Below are 20,839 nucleotides of genomic sequence, written 5' to 3' on the forward strand. Positions count from 1 at the left end.
GAAATAGATCACACGCCCCAGTGTCTTTCTCCTCCATCCTGAGTCACCATTTGCCTGGTTTCGCCATGTGCAAGAGTAAGGGCAGGACACTGGTGATCGTTAGCTTACGTGGCCCGACATTTGTCTCAGGCAGCTTCCGAACAGATGTTTCAGGCGGCAAGAATGTCAGTTAGCCTAGTGCATGATCCGGACCGATCCCGGGCATTTGTTTGACTATGAGCCTGCCGTCAGATTGCGGTATCGGCATTCAACGTGAGAGGTTTCTGTCCGACTTGGACATTGACCACCAGTGGCAAACCGGTGAGGAACAATGTCACTCTGGCGCTACTAATTTTCTTGGATGCGCGTTGACAAATCCGTGATCCACTATGATTTCATATTGGTTTGAATGGGTTGCAATCGATAGTCTATCCAACACCGCGTCAGGTAACTTACAGGTCGCGGTTGTGCGGTGAATACAGCTCGGTCTGGACCTCATCACACGCTCTCTTCGGTGTAGCACCACATGCATCGAAGAGAGATTGGTTTGGAGTCTCCTGAGAATAGGCACGGAAATTTACAGGGTTCCATGGGCCTAAGTTTTTGGCTTTCTGTTGTTGGATAAAAACAATATATTTAACATAACATATCTTACACGGAAAATGAACTACTGCCGTTGCGCTTGTCGGAGTACGAAAATAATGGGACCGAATTACTGAGACTCGTCTCCCAATGAATTCAATAAATTGAGATTTTGCGCTTTTCGAATGTTTCGACAGTTCAAGCGCTTCAAGTCTACGTCAATCGGAGCGCCAGTGGGCCTCTTCGCAACCTGGAAACCCGCGCAGTATGTTTTACTTGAGTTTAGTTGATCGGCAGAATGCCCTGCCCCAGCACTCGGCCCAAAGTGGCCGTTTGCGTCAGCCACATCGAAGGTTTGGTTCGAGCCCAAAGCGGACGACGAAAAGATGGCCAATCGGCAACGGGTTTCTATTGCGTTTTCCAAACAGCGCCTACTCAATTGCCGTGCGAAGTGTTGCGGTAAGCCCTTTGTTCAAACCGTGATGAGGCTCGGCAGAGGAGCCGTAGTGCAGCTCCGCCAAAGCAGCGACGTCATTGAAAATGACTACGGAGCCGCCTTCTTCCTTCACGTAAACCAATAGTTTTGGCAAAAGACATCCAAACCAATTGCCGGAAAGACCGCAACGCGGACGAAAGTGAGCTTTCGTTATCCAAACCCTATGGCAATTTCCACGACATTGCGTCACTGATGCGGCGGATTGCGGCCCGCTTGAATTTCCTGAACACGTTCAGGCCAAGTAGAACGGATATAGGCGAGAATGTCCCAAATATCGTCATCGGTGAGGGCATCTCCAAATCCGGGCATGCCACTTGCAAAGCCGTCGACGCCACGAGCGGCTAACGACGCCTCGCCTCCCAGTCGGGTGTATTCGAACAAAAGCTGATTGTCGTGGTGCCACGTATGCCCGGTCTCGTCATGAGGCGGCGCAGGAAGAACACCGTTGTCGTCAGGTGTCTGCCAATCTGGCTGTCCTTCGAGATTGACGCCATGACAGGACGCGCATTCTTCGGCGTAAAGATTCTGCCCATTGCTCAAATCCCGGTCGTCCATTTCGTGATCGGCGCTTGCACCCGTTGCGAAGCCGAAAAATATGACGATCAAAAAGTCCCGCTTGATCATGGGATACCTCAATTTGGTAGGGTCAAGACGCTGGTGAGCGTCGCGGTTGCCGCAAGGACCACCAGAATGATTACAGCTTCGATTTCAATGGAGCGCACCAAATGGCGGGCGGCTTTATTGTCCCCGGATTGCATAGCCGGAACGAAGCGCAGTTTGTTTGCGACGGCTAACATCAGTACCGCGCCCACGAGCGCGAGTTTGATTAGCAGGGTTTGCCCGTAGCCCGTTGTCATTAACGCCCACATATCGCCAAGCAACATCCAAGCCATCAGCAGTCCCGCCAAAGTCAACGCAGGGACAATTACCGAAGCCGCCTGACCAAACTGATGCCCCAACATGGCCGCGTTGTTCAGATATTCTGGCCGTTGCGACAGGTCGCGCAACGGTCCAAGTATGCCAATCCAAAACGCAACACCCAGAAGGTGCAAGAGCAATAGCACACGGACGCCGGTTACCTCCAACTCGGGCACATGCCCGATTTGGGCGAATGACCACAGCGCGATCATTCCGCCGGCAAGCGCGATCCATTGGCCGACTAGAGGCATAAATATCCCGACGATTATCAAAACCGTCCCAACAACCCGATAGACCAGCACGTCTCCAACCGGGGTCTGCCACAACAGGCCGAGCATTTCTGGATCGGTCATACCATCAGCTCCGCCCGTCAGGGCGGCACCGCGCAGCATGAACCCGAGGACAGAGCCCGCAAGCGCAAGCCCCGCCAAAAGAGCAATCTGACCACGCATCATATCGCCCAGAGGCGACACCAAGTCGGCAAAAGTAGCCCGAATTAACAAAAGACCAGTCGCACCACTAATGCCAATATACAGCACCAGCTTGGACAAAATCGCGCCTATTCCCCAGATATCGGGCATGCTCAGTCTACTGTGAAAGTGAACTCGCCCTGCATGGCGTGTCCGTCTGCACCCAAGCCCCGCCATTCAATGCGATAGGTCCCTTCACCCATGCTTTGAAGCGGGAGCGCGAAGGCCCGCCGAAAACTTGTCTGGTCTCCAAGATCGAGTGTGACGGTATGAGCCTCCTGATGGATCATGTCGACTTTTGTCAGGCGAATATCATCCGCAAAATTGAAACTGATCTCAGAGGGCACTTCGGCAACTGTCGCGCCGTTTTCCGGTGTGGTCGTGTCCACGCTCGAATGGGCAAAAGCGTTTGTGGCAAGCATGGAAATCAATGCAAATGTGGTGAGCTTCTTCATTGGGAGGTTCCTCAGTTTATTCCATTGGTGCGCTGGATTTCGCGGATGTAGTCGACGACCATAGCCACGTCACCGCGGGTCAAGCCTTCAACCGGAGGCATGTCGCCAAACTGCCAGTGGTGACTTCTGACGCCCATTGCCACAGCGCGTTGAAAGGACTCGTCTGCATGATGGCTGGGTTCGTAAATAACATGGATCAGCGGCGGCCCTACGCCTTCAACGCCTACCGCGTTGCTGCCGTGGCATGCGGCGCACGCGTTTTCGAATATGCGCTGCCCGATGGCCGCGTTTCCTTCGATCGTCGGCATCTGAATGATCACCATTGCATTGCCCTTGGTAGGCGCCGACTGCGCTGGGTCCTCAACTGGGGAGGCACGTAGGGTGATATAGGCAGCGATGGCTACCACTGCGCAAGTGCCGATCAGGAGATATTTTCGGTTCATGTACTGGTCCTAACCTTGTGTAACAGAGCGGTGCCGCAGTTAAATCGCAGCACACTGGAACGTGTTCACTACCGTGAACAGCGTCGGAAATCTGTTTTAAGCGTTAGGTGGTCTGTCCGGGTTGTCCGGTTCATTGAGCGTCGAGAGGTTTGAGGCTTGCCACGCCGCTACAATCACGCGCTGGTCAGGTGTCGCTTGGAAATCCTGCGCCGTGAGCGCAGCGACATTGCAAAGGAATGGATTACATCCTTCGTGCGTGGTGCCGTCTGGCTCATGTGGTGCACTTCCACTTGGCGAAACTGAGGCGTGGTTAACATGGTGACCGACTACGGACGTATGCACGTGGCTTTCGCAATGCCCACCATTGCAATTCTCTAGCATCACGTGCGCGCGGTCGCCGAGCCCTGTCATCAGGCCCAACAAAACAACAAGAAGTGTTGCAGTTATGGTTCGAGCGAACTTCACACTGAGAACCTATCCTAGGTACTAATACAATGAAAGCTGACATTGATGTTTTGTTCAGCATTGTTAGTTTTGAGCTCGGTGCAGACGTTCGTAGAATTATCACGAACGACTGCTCTGCGGACGAAACTGACATTCTTTGGCAAGGGTCCCAATTCAAGTTTGCCAGCTTCAATGTGAGGTTTCCAACAAGCGCCGCTCACCTATCAAACGGACTCCTTGCGCTATTCCGCCCAAGAAGTATTGCGGCTAGTATAGGCCCGCATTCTAATGCCAGCGGTACCTCAAATGTCCAAAAACAGAACAATCCTTCAAAACGTCCTGATAGCAGCGACTAGTATGGTTCTTGCCGGTACGACGCTCGATGCGCAAGAAGCCGACCCAAACGCTCTCAAAGCGTCGGACACATTCGATAAGGCGATGCTCGATATCTACTATCGTGGACGGGAGGCCCTTACCGATGAAACGCGTCCGATTATGATCATCGCACGGGACGTGACGGTGGTAACCGAGCACGGACAAAAGGTGTACCCGCGTGTTGGACCAGCCTATGACCAGTTCAAGTCCGTCGCGCATGTGTTGCTGGGTATCATCGGTTCCGTTACGCCCTGGCCCGAGGGTGACGCAGGAAAGATCCGCTGGATGAGCGACTTTTCGAAAATTCAGACTGAGATTGAGTCGTTCCTGACAGCAATCGATGGCATAGGTCTTTCGCCGGAAGAACTCGCCGACCAGGTTGCCATGCTGGAAAAGGCAAACGCTTTTGTGACCGAAGCGCTCTCAAAAGAAACCCTGACCCCTCAAATGGTCGCTGATGCCATCAACGACATCCGCCCCTATTGGTCCAAGAACATGACGCGCGCAGCCCAGGTTGAATTGAATGCGCTGCACAATGCGGTGACTGCGGCACGCGCAGGCATTGACGCCGCTGATTGGGACCAGACCTATATTATCACGCACGGACCCAACTTCGTCGGGAACACAGGCGTCGTTCTGCAATACCTGCAACGGGTGATGCCTGAGAAATTCGACTCTCGCCAAGTGCTGTTCGCCGAAAACATCTCGGGCCTGGACCACCTCGTGAAATACGTTGGTCATATGCGGATGCAATGGCAAGTTGGTGCATGGGCGTTCGGCGACCCAATGAGAATGGATGTAGATCTCTTGGGCTACGAGGTCGGATCACTGCTTGATGGCATGATCATGGTAGATCCACCGAGTCATGTCCCTCAGTAAGCGATCGTAGCGACGATAAACCTCTGCGCTTGCTAACAATCGCTTGGCTTGGGGCTATGGTGTTGCAAACCTTTGGGTCTGCGTCGACGCCACAGAAGCAAGCTCAATGCCAGTACGAGATTGCTTGCGCATCCGGGACGATAGGCGGAGCGCTCATCGGTGGGGCAATCGGCAATCAATTCGGAGACGGTTTGTGTAGGGATACTTTAACCGCAGGTGGCGCCACAGTAGGTGCTGTCCAAGGCTCACGTTTTGCGTGCTAAATGCGGTAAAGCTTGTGAAAAATCAGTTTCTCTTGCTAACAGCTATCCTTGCCGTGGCCGCTCCAGCATAGGCGGAAGGCGTAGCCATTGATGAAGGGGAATTAATCGCGTTGGATGCAGACGGCGATGGCGACGGTTCGGTGTCCGAACGTGAGTTCAGGGCACAAATGGACAAGGATTTCTCTACCGCAGATAAGGATGGTGATCGCTCAATTGACTGACGGGCTAACTGATCGCAACACTACCAAAAACAATCAACATTGGGCTCGAAGTAGTCATTCGCCGCGCTAGTAGGAATGTCTACTCTGCAGACAAAGTTGCCGTAGGTTAAGTGGTTGTTTATGAACGGTCTTGGCCCAAACCGGACGTTCCCAGCTGAGCATTGCTAATCCCGAGTTGCTTAAGAAACCAAGAAACAGCTCCGTGACGAAAAGCTTCACCAAAGCCTCGTGCAGGCTAACCATAGACGCAGTTTAGAGGAATTCTTCTCCATAACTGAGGTCTTGCGCGAGCCCATCGCTTCGAATCTGACAATTCGACCGAATGACCGCAAACTGAATTTGGTGCGAGAAACTATGAATGAACTTAATTCAGGACATCGGCGATTGCCCCTATCAGGTTCAACACTTGATGCGTTTCGCGGTTTACTTCGTAAACGTAGTTTCCGGCTCGTACGTAATATCCATTGCGCCGTAATCCCCACCGGCCGGGATCATCGATTCGGGTATACCCATTATAAATGTAGTCCCCACGACGGTATTTTTTGGCCTGTCCAGGCGGTACGCACGGGACTGCTTTTTTTGCCAAGCCTGGGGGACAATGTCCGGATTTGGATTTCACTTGGATTGGCTCGGTAGCGCCAACTCCACCAGCTTGCCCTGTGTTATGGCTCCACAAACTGGGATTTGCGTTTGCAGGTGACGCACCTTGAGCGGCCAATGCCAGCGCCAAAATTCCAATAAGTTCTTTCATAACGAGCACCTTCTCTATCTTTATAGGCTAGATATGGCCTTGAATGGGACTTGGCGAGTGCATCAGCGAAGAGTCGCTTTCCTGTTCGATAAATTGTTTACAACCTTAGACCATGTGATGAGATTATGATCGCACGATCCAACCAAAATGCCAGGCTAGGGTGCTCTTCGTCCACCTCGTCGCCCGCTTAATCCTTTGTCTTTATTTCGCGAACAACATTAACCGAACGTGAACAATGTGTTCTCAAAGTGTTCAATCACACTGAGGCATAGTGCTCACGTTGGATCGAACGAGTGGTAAACCGTTTGATCGCTGACAAGGGGAAACGCATGATTAAGTCTGCCTTTGTGACTGAAGAATCCAGCCCAACGACTGTGATGCAAACCTCCGGTAAAGTTGCCGAAGAACGTTTGTCAACCACGACAAGGTCGAGCAGCGGTCGCTTCCCTCCTATAGAAAATGCACTGACAGAAATCGTTAAAAACAAGCGGCTTATTGAGGCACATAACAACGTCTGAAGACAGTTCAGCAGACTCTCAAACAATTCCCGATATTCGTCCAAAATATTGGAATTGATAACTGAATCCCGCTCCGGTTTGGGGCGGGGTTTCTTTTTGTGCGCCCCAGGGAAAATGACGCAACCTTTGGCGAACTCAATGAACTGCGGGCCAGCCGCTTCTCAGTCTTGGGAAGCATTTGGCTGGCCCGGCGCTGAGTGCTTCCGTGAGTGGTCAGCACTTCGAGTTGATTGACGAGAAGAGGCTGGATCTTTCGTTACAGACCCAGCAACGCTTTTACCTCTTCTTCAACTGCGTCGGTGACGGGTTTGTTGGCTGCGGCTTCCAGAGCTTCCCGCTCAGCCAGCTCCTGTTCGTCAACCAGCTCAACAAGCTCCTGTACTTCCTCGGTTGCTTCTTCGTATTCAACGGCAGCCTGTCGTTCGTCGTTCAGGTCCTGTGCTTCTTCGACCGAACTGTCCAAATCTGCACGTGCTTCTTCGAGCTGTTCTTCGATTTCAGGATCCGTTCCACCGGCGTCTTCTAGTGCTTGTTCAAGCTCATCCACAAGCTCCTGATTTTCCTGGACGTCGTTGAGGGCAACCTCTAAGTCATCTTCGATCTCAGATACGGGCCGTTCCGGTGGCTCCAATCCGGCGAGTTCTTCCAACTGCTCCGCAAGCTCCTCGCGAAGCGGCTCGCCTTCCAACACGGTATCGCGGTAATTTGCTATTCGACCGACGCGAGAATTGGGGGCTGCGTTTGCCAGTGCAGTCTCGCTAGCGTTCGCCGCGTTCAATGCGCCCAGTTCCGACGGGTGAGCACCCAGCAGCGAAGCTATCGTGTTCCCCTTGGTGCGGACTGCAGGACGAATGGATTCTTCCACAATCACGGTTTTCGACGTTTTCTGGTACGTTCTCTGTTTTTGCTTACCTCCAGAAGTGGTCCCACCTTTCTTGGATGTGGTAAACGTTCTCGATTTACCTTTTCCGCTAAAGATGTCCCTTAAGGAAAAACGACCGCTGTTGCCCGAAGCAGAGCGTGAGGCCTTTGATTTTGACTTGCCGGCAGAAGTTTCACCGGCATTTCGCCCGCCCCGGCTTTTGTCTGCACCTTTCTTTCCGCCTTTGTTACTGGCGGAACTATGGTCGCTACGGTCTCCTTTAGCTGAGTTACCTTTGTCGCCGCCTTTTCCTCCGGCGTTTCCATTGTCGGCGCCCTTGCCGTTTCCGCCGTCGTTTCCTCCACCGTTGCCATTTCCTCCGCCATTGCCTTTGCCTTCCTTTGCAATGGCTACATTCGGCGCGGCGATGGTGGCCACGATGGCAGTTGATCCCAGCAATGCGATTGCCAAGGTTGATGCTTTTAACAGTCCCAAACTGGTGGTTTTCATAACAGCCTCCTCAGGGGAAATCAGCGGACGTTAATTCTTTAAATCGGCTCTCTGTGTTCTAAAGTCTCGATTCACGTACGAATCTTCAAAGTTCGTTTCCATTTAACTTGAGGGTGCTTGAACGCAGGGCTAACTGCTTGTTCATCATCGGTTCATGTCGAAAGACGTAGTCTCTAGCTGCGAATTACGAGGACATTCATGCGTGCGAAGGTGATCTTGGTTGTTGCAAGTTTGCTGGTTGCTTTGCCGATTGAGGAAGCGACTGCCCAGACACGCGAGCTCAAGCAAGGTGAACTGCGCAAGGCGACGCTGACCGGGGGCACCATCCGATTGAATCGGGTTATCAAAGGCGTCGAGAAAGCCTTTGGTGGCACCCCGGTTGATGCCCGCGCGTTTCAGGCTGATCAAATTTACTATCGCATTCTTGTCAAAAAGCCCGATGGAAAAATTGTCAGTGTAATTGTGAATGCCCAGACCGGTACGGTCGTTTCCAATCGATCCAGTGTTGGTCGACAAATATCGAAGGCAGCGCGTTCGACACCTGCCAACGTTAGCAACAGTCGCAATACTCCTGCGAGCCGTGGAAACAACGGCAATGTTAACGGTGGCGGCAACGCTGGTGGTAACGGTGGCGGCAACAGCAACGGTAACGCTGGTGGCAACGGCGGCGGCAATGGCAACGGTAACGCTGGTGGCAACGGCGGCGGCAATGGCAACGGTAACGCTGGTGGCAACGGCGGCAGCAATGGCAACGGCAACGCTGGCGGCAACGGCGGCGGCAATGGCAACGGCGGCGGGAATTCTGGCGGGAACGGCAAAGGCGATCGTTAAAAATAGTGCTTAAACCAAAACCGTTGTGACTGTAGTTTTTGAATATGAGAGTACTTCTGGCCGAAGATGAGCCGCAGCTATGCGAGCAGATCAAGAAACTTCTAAGTGCAGAAGGTCGTGTCGTAGATGTGGCCAACAATGGAACAGACGCCCTGCACTTGGGCGCGACCGAACCTTACGACATGATCATCCTCGACATCGGGTTGCCACAACGCGACGGTATTTCAGTCCTGCGTGAATGGCGTAGTGCAGGCGTAAAGACACCTGTATTGATCTTGACGGCTCGCGATGGGTGGAGCGAGCGCGTGGATGGCCTGGATGCCGGCGCGGACGATTACATGACCAAGCCGTTTCACATGCCCGAGTTGGCAGCACGTGTGCGTGCAATTCTGCGCAGACAAAGCGGTCAGTTGAACCCCTTGATCGAAATGGGGGATGTCTCGCTCGACACACGAAACGGGCGCGTCAGTGTTGGTGGAATTCCTGTGGATCTGACCGCACAAGAGATCGCCGTTCTTACCTACCTTGCTCACAACATGGGACGCATGGTTTCGCGTACCGAATTGTCAGAACACATTTACGAATACGACGGCGATCGGGATTCCAACACCATTGCTGTTTTCATAACCCGGCTGCGCAAAAAACTAGGCTCTGAACTTATAACAACTGTCAGAGGGCGCGGCTATATGATCGATACCGCCTGATGTTGTCGCTTCGCCAACGCGCGTTGCTTGGTGGCCTCGCGACTGGCGCCCTTTCTGTAGGGGTCGGAACGCTCGTTGTGTTTTCCTACATCAACACCCGTGTCCTGGAGCAGTTTGATGAAACGCTGCGCGACAGGCACACACAACTTATTGTGGGCTTGAGCGCAACAACAGACGCCCCTGAAGCTCTGCGTGATGTCATGTTCGACCCGGCCTACGGAACGCCCTACTCCGGCAGGTATTGGCAAGTGACAGATGGCAGCGGAGCCATATTTACTTCCGCGTCGCTCTTTGACGAAACGATTTCCGAACCTGCTGATTTACGTGGAGAGGCGGTCGTCTGGAACACCGCTGGCCCGAATAATGAGTCCGTACGCAGTGTGTTTCAGAAAATCACGTTCGAAGACGGAACGGAATGGGGCGTGATAGTCGCTGAAAGTAGAGGAGAGCTGATCAGCGAGCGCCGGGCTGCTCAGGACAACTTGCTGCCGGTTTTTGGATTGGTTGGCTTGATCGGAGTTGCTGGTTCGTTGGTGTTAATGTCTGCAATTGTTGGCCCCCTCAGGAAGCTGCGCGCAGATGTGACGCATCGCTGGGACAAGGGAGACGATCTTAGGCCGGAAGACTATCCTGAAGAGGTCTCGCCGCTTGTCGACGACCTTAATCAATTGCTGCACAGGAACCGCGAGATTGTATCTGGCTCCCGACGGCAAGCGGCTGATTTGGCGCATGCGCTAAAAACTCCGACTGCTATACTGCGAAACGAACTGACGGCTTTGTCGGACAACGGAGTGGATACCCAACCTGCCGACGACGCGTTGAACAGGATTGATGCTCAGCTCAAGCGTTCCCTTGCACGCATGCGTGCGTCAAATACCGCTGAACTTACATACTCTCGAACTGATCTTACTCATTCGGTATATAGGCTATCCAGATTGTTCTCGGTCACGGCAGAGCGTGAAGGAAAATCTTTAACGAGAGAATGCGAGAGCGGGCTTCAAGTCCGAATGGACGCTCAAGACATCGAAGAGGTGATTGGAAACCTCCTCGACAACGCTCTGAAATGGTGTCGGACAAGAACTCACATAGCTGCCAAACGTGTTGAGGGCGGTATTGAGATTTGCATTGAGGATGACGGACCTGGAATTCCGGAAGATGCACGTGAAGGGGTACTGCATTCCGGAGGGCGGCTGGACACTTCTGTTAGAGGCACTGGTTTGGGTTTGGCCATAACAGTTGATTTGTTGAACGCCTACGGCAGCAAGCTAACACTGGGTACATCCTCTAGCCTCGGCGGCTTGGCTTGCCGGATTCTAATTTCAGGAAAGACACAAACGTGAATAGCCGAGACCAGCCCCTGGATTCAGGCAATCGAAGTACAACTCATTTGTGAAGAATGTGAATTTGAACGACTTCGGCACTTCTCCTGCAAGGAACGGTAGCAATGTTGGCCGCGACCGCGGACCTGCAGCGAGATGTAGAAAAACTGGTACGTGGCACAGGGCGAACTTTGCAAAGTCCGCTTTCTGCGCTTCACAGTTATTCGAGCAGCATGCACCATCTTGTGGGTTTTAGGCTCATTGCAGTCACTCTCTGCGCGTTAAACAAACGACCGCTTTTAAATTGTTTGGTTAGAAAATCTCGAATTCTAGAGACTCAAAAATTCAAACCTCTAACTAGCTGATATTGTTGTAACTGCAGTCTCACCATTAAGGTGATCCGACAGCGCTTTTCGAGTGTTCCCAAGGCGCAAGAAGTCGACGTGCAACAGAAAGCTAATGAGCCTCTTCGCAACCTGGAAGTCGGCACAGTGTGTCTTACTTGGGCTTGACTAATCAGCAGAATACCCTGCCCCAGCGCTCGGTCCTAACCGGTCACACGCTAGGCTTGATTGGAAAAACCGCAACGCGGACAAAGCCGCTGTTCGCACGCCTAAGCTGAATGACTGCTCGCCAACGCAAAGCATCAATTCGCAGAAGGAAACGCAGTTTAAAGCTATTTTTTGCAACATTGATCGACTGCTACCTGATCACTCCTTCAGATCCTGCTTTAGCAGGAATTGGTTCTTAAAGTTCTTCAACCCCGGCATAACGTCGGCCTTTGCAATATCGTCACTCGCGTGGATTTCATGTTCAAGAAATTCCCTTAGTGCGTCATCGTCGTCGCTGACGAGTTCGATAATCAGGTCATATCGGCCCGCGACCCACAGAATAAAAACAACCCGAGGGTTCTTTTCAAGCCGCTCCGCCACCTGGCGTGGGGTCACGCCAACAGCCACGTTCAACCCGATCATTGCGTCGGTTGTGTACTCCGTGGCCACAGGATCCGACATCGCGACGATCCGCAACATGTTATTGTCTCGCAGACCGCTCACCCTGTTGCGGATGGTTCCTTCGGACACGTTCAACTGCTGCGCAATCTCAGAAAAGGCCATCCTGCCATCTTGCTGCAATAGCCGGATGATCTGTTGGTTCAAGTCATCCTTTGGGGACCTAATGCTCTGTGCGGTGGCGCGCACGCTTGATTGCTTTTTGACTGCCATATACCCGATGCTCGATTGCTGCATTCGTAGCCGAGACTAGGTGAGGACATCGAAATCCGCAATTCTCCCCTGTGAATTCTGTGGCTGGAAGTGCAGAAAACGACATCCTTGTGCCCTCTGCACCGCAGATTCCAAGGGCGGTGAGGCGAGCCGATTGCCAAATTTTCTATAATATTCCGTTGGAATTGCGACTCCCGCAATCCACGCGATCTCATTATTCGAAATTCGTACTGCTATGCCGTTTTTTGGCCAGATTATTTCTGATTCTTGTCTAAAAATTCCAGGTAATCGCGAATAACGAAAATTCGCCGGACGGGAAATGCGATATTCGCAGTTGGAGCCTCAGGTCCAAGTGCGGCGGGACAGAACCGGCAAGTAGGAAGACCGCGAGAAACGGAAAAACCATGCGCCTGTCGTTGGACTGACGGGTGCGGGTGGCAGTGTCTAAGGGAGGACAAATGACAATTGCCGAGGATAGAGCCCAGGCCATTGGAGGGCCTCAGCACGGGCTGACCGCCGGGGCGTATCGCAGCGAAGAGTTCTGGCAACGGGAATGCCAGACTGTCCTGGCCAAGAACTGGGTATTCATCGGGTTTGCCCATCAGATGGCAAACCCCGGCGACGCTCATCCGGTCACATGCGCAAACTTGCCACTGCTGGCGGTGCGCGGTCGTGATGGCGATATCCAGGTTTTTCACAACGTTTGCCTGCACCGGTGCATGACATTGGTCGACAAGCCTAAGAACGTCGGCAAGCTAATCCGCTGCCCCTATCACGCTTGGGCTTATGACCTGGATGGCCGTCTGCGGGCTGCACCTCATTTTGCCGGAACCGGCAAGCAGGAATTCGATGGCTTTGACATGAAAAATCATCGCCTCAAGCCCGTACGCACCCATGTCTGGCATGACTGGATCTTCGTCAATCTGGACGGGAACGCGCCTGATTTCGAAGACTATGCCGCCCCTTTGATCAGCCGGCTGGAGGGGATGGATTTCACCAGAGTGGAACCAATTGGCCTGCTCGACTTTGGTGAGATTGGCACCAACTGGAAGCTGATCATGGAGAACTTTATCGAGCCCTACCACGTTCAGTTTGTCCATGCCTCAACCACTGATCAGCCGTTGGAGAACCACTATACCATCACCGATGGCACTTGCATCGGCAGCGCCGTGGACCTGAACGAAGAGTTGGGAACATCCGGCAGTCTGGGTGTCAGCTCTCGTTATCTGACACTGTACCCCAATTTCATTCTGGGCCGCTATTTCCCGGACCAACTGGGCGTCTATCTGAACGTGCCCATAGGCCCCGGGAAAATGCGCCAGTACCGTGCACTTTACACGACAGAAGGTCAGGAGCTGAGCGCCGAGGAAATACAAGGCCTAAGAAACCTGTGGTGGGATGTCCACAAGGAAGATCACGAGATGGTTGAACGCATGTTTGAGGGCCGCAAATCCCCAGTCGCCGAGGATGGAGGCCTGTTGTCGCCCGCTTGGGAGGACAGCGTGCGCGCCTTCCAGGATCTGATCGAACGCGACGTAGCTGGTGCCTAAGCAAGAAGGAACAATAACGATGAACAAGTCCATATCCAAAGGGTTTCGCCTGGCCCATACGATGATGCGGGTCACAGATATGGAGAAGTCACTGGACTTCTATTGCGGAATTCTGGGTATGGAAGTGCAGCGGCGCACGGACTACCCCGAAGGCAAATTCACCAATACCTTTATCGGTTATGGGCCTGAGGCCGAGTTTCCTACGCTGGAGCTGACCGCCAATTGGGATCAGGGCACGCCCTATGACAAAGGCGACGGCTGGGGTCACATCTGCATCGAAACGCCAGATGTTTATGCCGCGTGTGAACAGCTGGCTGCGGCGGGGGTAAACATCACCCGCCCACCGGGGCCAATGAAAAACGGCACAAGGGTCATCGCCTTTTGCGAGGACCCCGACGGTTACAAGGTCGAATTGAACGAATCCATTCTGAAACACCTGGCACAGGAAGGCTGACCAAATGGGTGATACACCTCAACTTTTCAAATTCGATCTGGTTCAAAATCGCTACGACTCGATGGGGGACAGCGACACTTACATCAAACCGATGGTGACCAGCGAATTCAGCAAGTCCATGTGCGGTGGCATCAACGTCTTGAACAACATCAAGGTGCCGTGGGATCTGACCTGCGACGAGATCATTTATTGCCTTGAGGGCACATTCCGACTGGTTTGCGATGGCAAAAGCTATGTTTGCAATCGTGGTGACGTGCTGTTTGTCCCAAAGGACAACCACATTTCCTACGAGTCGGACGGCAAATGCGTGATCTTCTATGCCGCCTACCCTCACAACTGGAAACAGCTTGCCGGGATCACGCAGGTTCCGGGTATCGACCCTGACGATTTTGTCCCCGGCTGAACATCTTAATCGCTGAGCGACAGAACAATCGAAACCAGCACTAACGCTGAGGGGTCACCCTCGGTGAACCAAATCTGTATGCCATTCGATGGGAGGACGCCGAATGCCCAAGGATAATGCCAGCACCCGCATCTACTACGAAACGTTCCACGACGCTGTCGAACGTAACCGCCCGCGTATCGCAGAAGTACGGCAGCGTCTGGAAGAGGCTGGCGTCAAATATGTGATGGCCGCCTGGATTGACCTGCACGGTATTCCAAAAACAAAACCCGTACCGATGAGTGATTTTGAACCGCTATGCCTTGGGAAAGGGCCACAATTCGCGGTGCATTCGATTTCGTACGTGCCCGAGCTAAGCCCCGCCGACAGCGATCAGGTGGTGGTTCCGGATCTCGATGCCGTCTACGTCTGTCCGTGGGACACATCGATGGCGATCATCTTCTCGGATCTCTACTGGGAAGACGCTCCTTACAACGTTTGTCCGCGTCAGGCCCTGAAACGCGCCATGCACGAGGCCGCGCTGGAAGGGTACACTGGTTACGCCGGGGTGGAACCCGAGTTTATCGTGATGAAATATGACGACGCCGGGCAGCCGGTAAAGGCATTTGACGATGACCCTGCAGATGGACTTCGTCCGCGTCGTCAGGCATTTGGCTATGATGTTGAGTATTCCATAGACTCGATGCCATTCCTAAAAACCCTGATCGACATCATCGAAGGATTAGGCTGGAACCTGCATGACGTGGTGGCCGAGGGGGCGTACTCCCAGTTTGAGCTTGATTTCCACTACACCAACCTGCTGGAAATGTCCGACCGGTTGGCTTTTCTGCGCATCACGTTGAAAGAGGTGGCCAAGCAGCATGGGCTGTTTGTGACCTTCATGCCAAAGCCAACTGTGGGGGACTGGCGGTCCGGGGCGCATATCAACATGTCGATGCAGCATGAAAGTCGCCCCGGCGAAAACATTTTTGAGACACCCGATGGCAACTGGAGCGACGAAAGCCGCTGGGCCGTTGGCGGGCTGATGCAGCATGCCGAAGCAATCACGGCGATCACCTGTCCGACAGTGAATTCCTATAACGGGTTGGTGCCGCGCGTTGGAGGTTTTGAAGGCGGCACCGTCACCTGGGCCCCGACCAATATTACTTATGGCTTCAACAATCGCTCGGCCCAGTTCCGCCTGCCACAGAGCCGCCACTGCATCGAAAACCGTGCTTGCGACATGACCATGAACGTCTATCTGGCAATGGCAATGCACCTGAGCTGTAGTGTGAAGGGAATCAAAGATAAGATCGACCCGGGCGAACCAACGGATTTTGATCTTTATTCAAAGACCGAAGCTGAACTTGCCGAGCTCGGAATCCGCCGTTTGCCGCGAACCCTGTTTAACGCGATCGAGGCCTTGCGTGGCGATGCCATGGCGGAACATGTAATGGGCCCGGTGATGCGTAAATCTTATCTCGAATACAAAAACGACGAGTGGGAGCGGTATCACCAATCGGTCACCGATTGGGAAGTGCAGGAATATCTGCGGCTTTACTAAGCCAGGAAAGGAACAGGTGGTGCCGGATTTTGAGATTTACGAGCTGGGCGACTTTCCGCTTTTGTCTGGTGAGGTATTGAAGGATGCCAAGCTTGCCTATCAGACCTACGGCACAATGTCGGCCGCCCGTGACAACGTCATCGTTCTGCCCACGTTTTACACAGGCACAAATTCCCGTAACGAGGGGTTCTTTGGCCCGGGTCGCGCGATTGATCCAGCGCGGCACTTTATCGTCAGCCCGAACCTGTTCGGCAATGGTCGTTCGTCGTCTCCATCGAATGCGTCTGCGCCGCAGGACGGCCCGCGTTTTCCGCTGGTGCAGATGTGGGACAATATCACTGCCCAGCACCGGTTGATCCATGATCACCTGGGGATCGAGAAAATCGCCCTAGTCGCTGGTTGGTCAATGGCGGGCTGTCAATCTTACCAGTGGGCGGCGCAATACCCGGATATGGTGCGGGCAATCCTTCCATTCTGCGCGTCGGCCAGAACTTCACCGCATAATTTCGTCTTCCTCGAAGGGGTCAAGGCAGCCCTTTGCGCGGATCAAAATTGGAATGGCGGAAATTATGATAGCCCACCTGAAGCGGGGCTGAAGGCCTTTGGTCGAGTTTACGCGGGATGGGCCTTCTCTCAGACGTTTTATCGCGAGGGGCTTTATCGGCAGCTTGGCTTTCAAACCATCGAGGAGTTATTGCGGGATTGGGAGCGCGATCATGTTCAGGGCTGGGATGCCAACGACCTGTTGGCCAAGCTTGCAACTTGGCAAGCTGGCGATATTTCTGTCGGGCCGCATTACAATGGGAATTTCAAACTGGCACTGGGTGCCATCAAAGCTCGCGCCATCCTGATGCCTTGCGCGCAGGACCTCTATTTTCCACCAGAAGACAATGAAATTGAGGCCGGCCTGATGCCTAATGCCATCCTCCGCCCCTATCATTCGCCTTGGGGCCATTGCGCCGCTAACCCCGGCAGTGACAAGGGCTTCACTGCGCAGTTAGATGCCAATATTCGTGATCTTTTAGTGTAGTAACACTTGGTGAAAACCGCATGACTGCAGGCGCCCACTAGTTACTAGTTTTACCTTCGATTGAAGAGCAAAATAACGACAGCTGAACGCCAAATTTCTTATCTTAATTTGGAACCGCTTTGGGCTATTTCCCAGCTTTCAAAAAACCGTGTTACTGCGCGCAGCAGACGCCGATACCAATCGCCACATTGGTCGCTATGGGCTCTAACCGGACATTTGAAAGTTCAAAATATGGACCGTAGTCAGCCCTTTACGGACGTTAAACTGGTGTCTATTTGCCAGCAGTTTAAGGATAAAGCCGGCATCTAAACTCTGCTTCAGTTTGTTGGCAAGTACCGATCCAACAGAGCATCGACCAAGCCTTCCTGAAGTTGGTAGCCAGCCGTTTCGCTCACGCGCAAAATATCTTCAAGTATAATAAGTTGCTCCATGCCGGTCGTCATGGACAACCGCTTCGCCAGGTCGTCTATTTCCTTCGGCTCCATCAATGGGTGAACTGGTGCAAGTGCTTCCGAAAAAGCCGCCACTCTTCTTGCGCCGCGCATTTTTACGGTTCCATCCTCAAGCGATGCCTTGAGTGATTCAGCCAGAAACTGCCGGAAGTGCGCCTCATGAACCCGAGAAAAATCCAGATAGTAGCGCGCGACGACATGTACACGGCTCCTAACGTCATCCAGCCCCTCGAGAAGTTCTGACGTTGGAGTAACTTCAAGATCGAGCGTCGCGTCCAAAGCTAAGACACTTGGGTCAGAAAAGTAGCGATAGACCGTCGCACGGCTGATTTTGGCGCGTTCAGCGACTTTTGCCAGCGTGACTTCCTTGCCTTCTGACATCAGTTCACGTGCAGCCGAAAGAAGCGCTTCTCGCGTTCGGTTGATTTGATTTGTTCGAGGTGCCAAGCTCAAGCCTTTTGTGATACACTTGTCTCATAAGTAGATATATGTATCATAAGAGTAGTATGTTTCAAGTAAAGGGAGTCGCAGCAATGACTGAACCTCGCCCGCGAGTTTATCATCTTCTTGGGAACCTTTTGACCTTTCACGCCTTTCCTAGTGAGACCGGAGATCGTTGCACAATCGTTGAGATAAAAACGGCGCCGGGTGCCGGTGCGCCCCCCAATCATCATGCTGGCGAAGATGAGAGCTTCTATGTGCTTGATGGTGAATTCGAGTTCTTTTTGAATGGAGAGACAGTCACCGTTAAAGGTGGTGATTTCGTCAAAGTTCCGGACGGCGCAGTGCACGCCTTTACGTGTATCGGGGAACGGCCTGGCCGGTTACTCTGCGTGAACGCCCCTGGCGCGATGCATGACACTTTCTTTACTGAAGCCGGTGAAGCAATGCCTGACGGTACGGCCGATATTCCGGCGCCAGATGGGCCGCCAGACATTCCGGCGATCATGGCAGTAGCGGATCGAGTAGGAATGACGATCTTAGCGCCAGCGGACGTTCCTAGCTAACGAACGTGCAGAACTCCAAATTGCGAAACGGGGTCTTTGGAACAAAGCTTTTGCCGTACGCCCCGCTTTGAAATACTAGCTCAATCCGAAGCCGACATTCACGACGAGACCTTGCGATTCTGGTTAGCGGACATTCGCGGCGCATCTCCAAAAATGTCTTCTGTGTGAACCAGGGCAATCGATTAAGCGTAGGCGTGATAGCGGCTTAGATTGTCTGCTATCAGTGCTTGGTTGAGTACAAATTGGAGTGAGAACGCTCAACTCAGCATTCTTTCCGAAACGTCCTCAAGAAGGGTATGAAGGTCGAACTCTTCGCCTTTCTCAGCAAGCCCTTTGTCATGCAAAATGAAGGACAGCCCGTGCACGAAACTCCACAACAAAAAACCACGGCGGCGAACTTCGTCTGTGATTCCCGGTTCACCGAGACACTTTGCTACTTCAGTCAAAAGAATCCCGAAACTTTGCTGGCCGCCATCCTCCAGCCGGGGATCCGCGATGCGGTCTGTGAAGCCGCCAAATTTCAGTCTGAAGATCCCGGGCTCATTTAACGCGAAGGCAATATACTCCATCCCTATGGCAGTTATGCGTTCGGGAGATCCTTCAGGAACGCCTTCCAGTGCGGCAAGCATTTTGTCTCGATGCCGATCCATTCCTTCAAGGACAGTAGCGACCAACATTTCTGTCTTGTCTTTGAAGTGCTTGTAAGGTGCCGCGGTTGATACGCCCGCGCGTCTGCACGCCTCGGATACAGAAAAACTGTCCGGACCTTTTTCTTCAACCAACTGTCGGGTTGCTTCGATCAGTGCAGCGCGGAGATCGCCGTGATGGTAGGCTTTCTTGCTGACGGAAAGACCAGCCGTTTGTCTGCTTGTCGGATGATTTTTTTCGGTGCTGCTCATGATCCAACATGTGCCAGATCACGTATCTCTTGTCAAAGTGAGAACTTCTAACATATGTTAGAGACGCTAACTTGATGAGGTCCCCAAATGCCGAATCCTGCAAATTCTTCTACTGAAGCGACTAAACCGAACCTATTTGCACGTGTGCTGGGCGGCACTGTGCGTCTGGGAGTGACCGTCAGTTTTATAGCCGTTGCAGCGGCCGCCGTTTACTTTGGCGCATCCGAGTTAACCCGTAGAGCGGACGCTGTACCCGCACCGGATGCCGCCGCTGTGACCCCGGTGTCCGTGACGCCGATCACGTCCGAGAGCGCGTACACAGTCGACCGTTTGTTCATCGGGCAGGTCGAACCTCAGCGTTCAGCAGATATCTCTTTCGAGCTGAACGGGACGCTGGATCAAATTCTGGTGAATGAGGGTGACGAGGTTGCCAAGGGTCAACTTCTTGCGACCCTGGACATCGCGCTGCTGGAGGTAGAACGCGACCGTCTGAAAGCATCACGCAATGCCATCGCTGCCCAGCTTGCATTTGCAAGAAAGACGGTTGAGCGAAACGCGAAACTCATTGAAGAAGGCTTTACCAGTCAAGCGCGCTTGGACGAGGCCGTTTCTCAGCAGGATGAATTATCATCCCGAATTGGCGAGTTGGATGCGGCCTTGCGTGACGTAACCGTTCGGATCGAGAAATCCAGTATTGAGGCCCCGTTTGCCGGTCAAATAACCGCGCGACACGTGGACGGCGGTGAAACTCTGCGCTCGGGTGAGCTGGTTCTGGGTATGGTCGAGGTCGTGTCGCCGCAGGTTCGGATTGGTATCCCTCTCGATGTTGATCCGGCGCTGTTGACTGATGTTGAGATCAAAATTGCAGGTCAGAGCTATCGGGCAGACCTTGCAACTTTGCGGCCCGATATTGACCCCGTGACCCGAACCCGCACCGCGCTGTTCGATCTGAAGAACGCACCGCACGTTGCCTTTGGGCAAACCGCGCGTGTGCATGTACTCGATCCCATCCAAAGTGCGGGAACCTGGGTGCCCACAACATCACTGAAGGAAGGAACGCGCGGGCAATGGACACTTCTCGTTGCCGACGCGCAAAAGACTGTGCGCTTAGCGACTGTCGAAGTGCTGCATGCCGAAGACGATCGCGTCTTTGTGCGTGGCGCGTTTCCGGAAGGCACCGTCCTGATCGATCAAGGGCCGCAGCGGGTCAGCGTTGGTCAGCGCGTCGCCTTCAACACTGGCGAGTAACGGAGCGATC

Annotated in this window: 22 protein-coding genes; 13 read left to right on the plus strand and 9 right to left on the minus strand. The window is 53.2% G+C overall.

Features of this window, described 5'->3' with window-relative positions:
- Window positions 1-1,243 precede the first annotated feature (1,243 nt).
- From GOW92_RS09275 to GOW92_RS09290, 4 genes are read right to left on the minus strand one after another with little or no spacing between them, the layout of a single operon-like run.
- Window positions 1,244-1,681 carry a c-type cytochrome gene (locus tag GOW92_RS09275; protein ID WP_170560114.1) on the minus strand — a complete coding sequence of 146 codons (438 nt, stop codon included), beginning with the start codon at window positions 1,679-1,681 and terminating at the stop codon, window positions 1,244-1,246.
- Between the two features lie 8 nt (window positions 1,682-1,689).
- Window positions 1,690-2,556: a copper resistance D family protein gene (locus tag GOW92_RS09280; RefSeq protein WP_170560116.1), complete on the minus strand. Its 867-nt coding sequence runs from the start codon at window positions 2,554-2,556 to the stop codon at window positions 1,690-1,692.
- Between the two features lie 2 nt (window positions 2,557-2,558).
- Window positions 2,559-2,900 carry a copper resistance CopC family protein gene (locus GOW92_RS09285; protein WP_170560118.1) on the minus strand — a complete coding sequence of 114 codons (342 nt, stop codon included), beginning with the start codon at window positions 2,898-2,900 and terminating at the stop codon, window positions 2,559-2,561.
- Between the two features lie 11 nt (window positions 2,901-2,911).
- The gene (locus GOW92_RS09290; protein WP_170560120.1) at window positions 2,912-3,343 is read right to left on the minus strand and encodes a c-type cytochrome; all 432 of its coding nucleotides are present in this window, start codon (window positions 3,341-3,343) and stop codon (window positions 2,912-2,914) included.
- Window positions 3,344-4,093: 750 nt separating this feature from the next.
- Between GOW92_RS09290 and GOW92_RS09295 the strand changes: the two genes are divergently transcribed.
- Entirely contained in the window at window positions 4,094-5,041 is a 948-nt protein-coding gene (locus tag GOW92_RS09295; RefSeq protein WP_170560122.1) for a hypothetical protein, read from the plus strand.
- 848 nt (window positions 5,042-5,889) lie between these two features.
- Here GOW92_RS09295 and GOW92_RS24915 read toward each other — a convergent pair.
- Window positions 5,890-6,276 (minus strand): hypothetical protein, encoded by a 387-nt coding sequence (locus GOW92_RS24915; protein WP_254452964.1) that lies wholly within the window; start codon window positions 6,274-6,276, stop codon window positions 5,890-5,892.
- A gap of 329 nt (window positions 6,277-6,605) precedes the next feature.
- Here GOW92_RS24915 and GOW92_RS09305 point away from each other — a divergent pair, with 329 nt between their 5' ends.
- The gene (locus GOW92_RS09305) at window positions 6,606-6,794 is read left to right on the plus strand and encodes a hypothetical protein (RefSeq protein ID WP_170560124.1); all 189 of its coding nucleotides are present in this window, start codon (window positions 6,606-6,608) and stop codon (window positions 6,792-6,794) included.
- Between the two features lie 256 nt (window positions 6,795-7,050).
- On the opposite strand, the gene GOW92_RS09310 is transcribed toward GOW92_RS09305, so the two are convergent.
- On the minus strand, window positions 7,051-7,659 hold the full coding sequence (locus tag GOW92_RS09310; RefSeq protein WP_170560126.1) for a hypothetical protein: 609 nt from the start codon (window positions 7,657-7,659) through the stop codon (window positions 7,051-7,053).
- Between GOW92_RS09310 and GOW92_RS09315 the strand changes: the two genes are divergently transcribed.
- From GOW92_RS09315 to GOW92_RS09330, 4 genes are all read left to right on the plus strand, one after another.
- Complete coding sequence (locus GOW92_RS09315; protein WP_170560128.1) at window positions 7,646-8,200, plus strand: hypothetical protein; 555 nt, start codon at window positions 7,646-7,648, stop codon at window positions 8,198-8,200. The genes GOW92_RS09310 and GOW92_RS09315 overlap by 14 nt on opposite strands.
- 164 nt (window positions 8,201-8,364) lie before the next feature.
- Window positions 8,365-8,997, plus strand: coding sequence for a PepSY domain-containing protein (locus tag GOW92_RS24770; RefSeq protein ID WP_217356536.1), 633 nt, complete (start codon window positions 8,365-8,367; stop codon window positions 8,995-8,997).
- Between the two features lie 44 nt (window positions 8,998-9,041).
- Window positions 9,042-9,701: a response regulator transcription factor gene (locus GOW92_RS09325; RefSeq protein ID WP_170560130.1), complete on the plus strand. Its 660-nt coding sequence runs from the start codon at window positions 9,042-9,044 to the stop codon at window positions 9,699-9,701.
- Window positions 9,701-11,041 (plus strand): sensor histidine kinase, encoded by a 1,341-nt coding sequence (locus GOW92_RS09330; protein ID WP_170560132.1) that lies wholly within the window; start codon window positions 9,701-9,703, stop codon window positions 11,039-11,041. Before GOW92_RS09325 ends, GOW92_RS09330 begins: the two co-directional genes overlap by 1 nt.
- Before the next feature lie 689 nt (window positions 11,042-11,730).
- Here GOW92_RS09330 and GOW92_RS09335 read toward each other — a convergent pair.
- Window positions 11,731-12,243: an Lrp/AsnC family transcriptional regulator gene (locus GOW92_RS09335; protein ID WP_254452965.1), complete on the minus strand. Its 513-nt coding sequence runs from the start codon at window positions 12,241-12,243 to the stop codon at window positions 11,731-11,733.
- Between the two features lie 458 nt (window positions 12,244-12,701).
- Here GOW92_RS09335 and GOW92_RS09340 point away from each other — a divergent pair, with 458 nt between their 5' ends.
- From GOW92_RS09340 to GOW92_RS09360, 5 genes are all read left to right on the plus strand, one after another.
- Complete coding sequence (locus tag GOW92_RS09340) at window positions 12,702-13,793, plus strand: aromatic ring-hydroxylating oxygenase subunit alpha (protein ID WP_170560134.1); 1,092 nt, start codon at window positions 12,702-12,704, stop codon at window positions 13,791-13,793.
- A gap of 19 nt (window positions 13,794-13,812) precedes the next feature.
- Window positions 13,813-14,247, plus strand: a complete 435-nt coding sequence (gene gloA / locus GOW92_RS09345) for a lactoylglutathione lyase (RefSeq protein ID WP_085823161.1) — start codon at window positions 13,813-13,815, stop codon at window positions 14,245-14,247.
- 4 nt (window positions 14,248-14,251) lie between these two features.
- Entirely contained in the window at window positions 14,252-14,650 is a 399-nt protein-coding gene (locus GOW92_RS09350; protein ID WP_108859955.1) for a cupin domain-containing protein, read from the plus strand.
- Window positions 14,651-14,753: 103 nt separating this feature from the next.
- A complete protein-coding gene (locus GOW92_RS09355; RefSeq protein WP_170560136.1) occupies window positions 14,754-16,193 on the plus strand; it encodes a glutamine synthetase family protein in 1,440 nt (479 codons plus the stop codon).
- A 19-nt stretch (window positions 16,194-16,212) separates the two neighbouring features.
- A complete protein-coding gene (locus tag GOW92_RS09360; RefSeq protein ID WP_170560138.1) occupies window positions 16,213-17,223 on the plus strand; it encodes an alpha/beta fold hydrolase in 1,011 nt (336 codons plus the stop codon).
- Between the two features lie 317 nt (window positions 17,224-17,540).
- Here the strand turns inward: GOW92_RS09360 and GOW92_RS09365 are convergent, their stop codons facing one another.
- The gene (locus GOW92_RS09365) at window positions 17,541-18,128 is read right to left on the minus strand and encodes a TetR/AcrR family transcriptional regulator (RefSeq protein WP_170560140.1); all 588 of its coding nucleotides are present in this window, start codon (window positions 18,126-18,128) and stop codon (window positions 17,541-17,543) included.
- A gap of 80 nt (window positions 18,129-18,208) precedes the next feature.
- On the opposite strand from GOW92_RS09365, the gene GOW92_RS09370 reads away from it, so the two are divergent.
- The gene (locus GOW92_RS09370; protein WP_170560142.1) at window positions 18,209-18,682 is read left to right on the plus strand and encodes a cupin domain-containing protein; all 474 of its coding nucleotides are present in this window, start codon (window positions 18,209-18,211) and stop codon (window positions 18,680-18,682) included.
- A gap of 257 nt (window positions 18,683-18,939) precedes the next feature.
- Here the strand turns inward: GOW92_RS09370 and GOW92_RS09375 are convergent, their stop codons facing one another.
- Window positions 18,940-19,581: a TetR/AcrR family transcriptional regulator gene (locus GOW92_RS09375; protein ID WP_170560144.1), complete on the minus strand. Its 642-nt coding sequence runs from the start codon at window positions 19,579-19,581 to the stop codon at window positions 18,940-18,942.
- A gap of 87 nt (window positions 19,582-19,668) precedes the next feature.
- Between GOW92_RS09375 and GOW92_RS09380 the strand changes: the two genes are divergently transcribed.
- Entirely contained in the window at window positions 19,669-20,829 is a 1,161-nt protein-coding gene (locus tag GOW92_RS09380) for an efflux RND transporter periplasmic adaptor subunit (protein WP_170560145.1), read from the plus strand.
- Window positions 20,830-20,839 lie beyond the last annotated feature (10 nt).

The organism is Ruegeria atlantica (assembly GCF_013032505.1).
Taxonomy (GTDB): Bacteria; Pseudomonadota; Alphaproteobacteria; order Rhodobacterales; family Rhodobacteraceae; genus Ruegeria; species Ruegeria atlantica_F.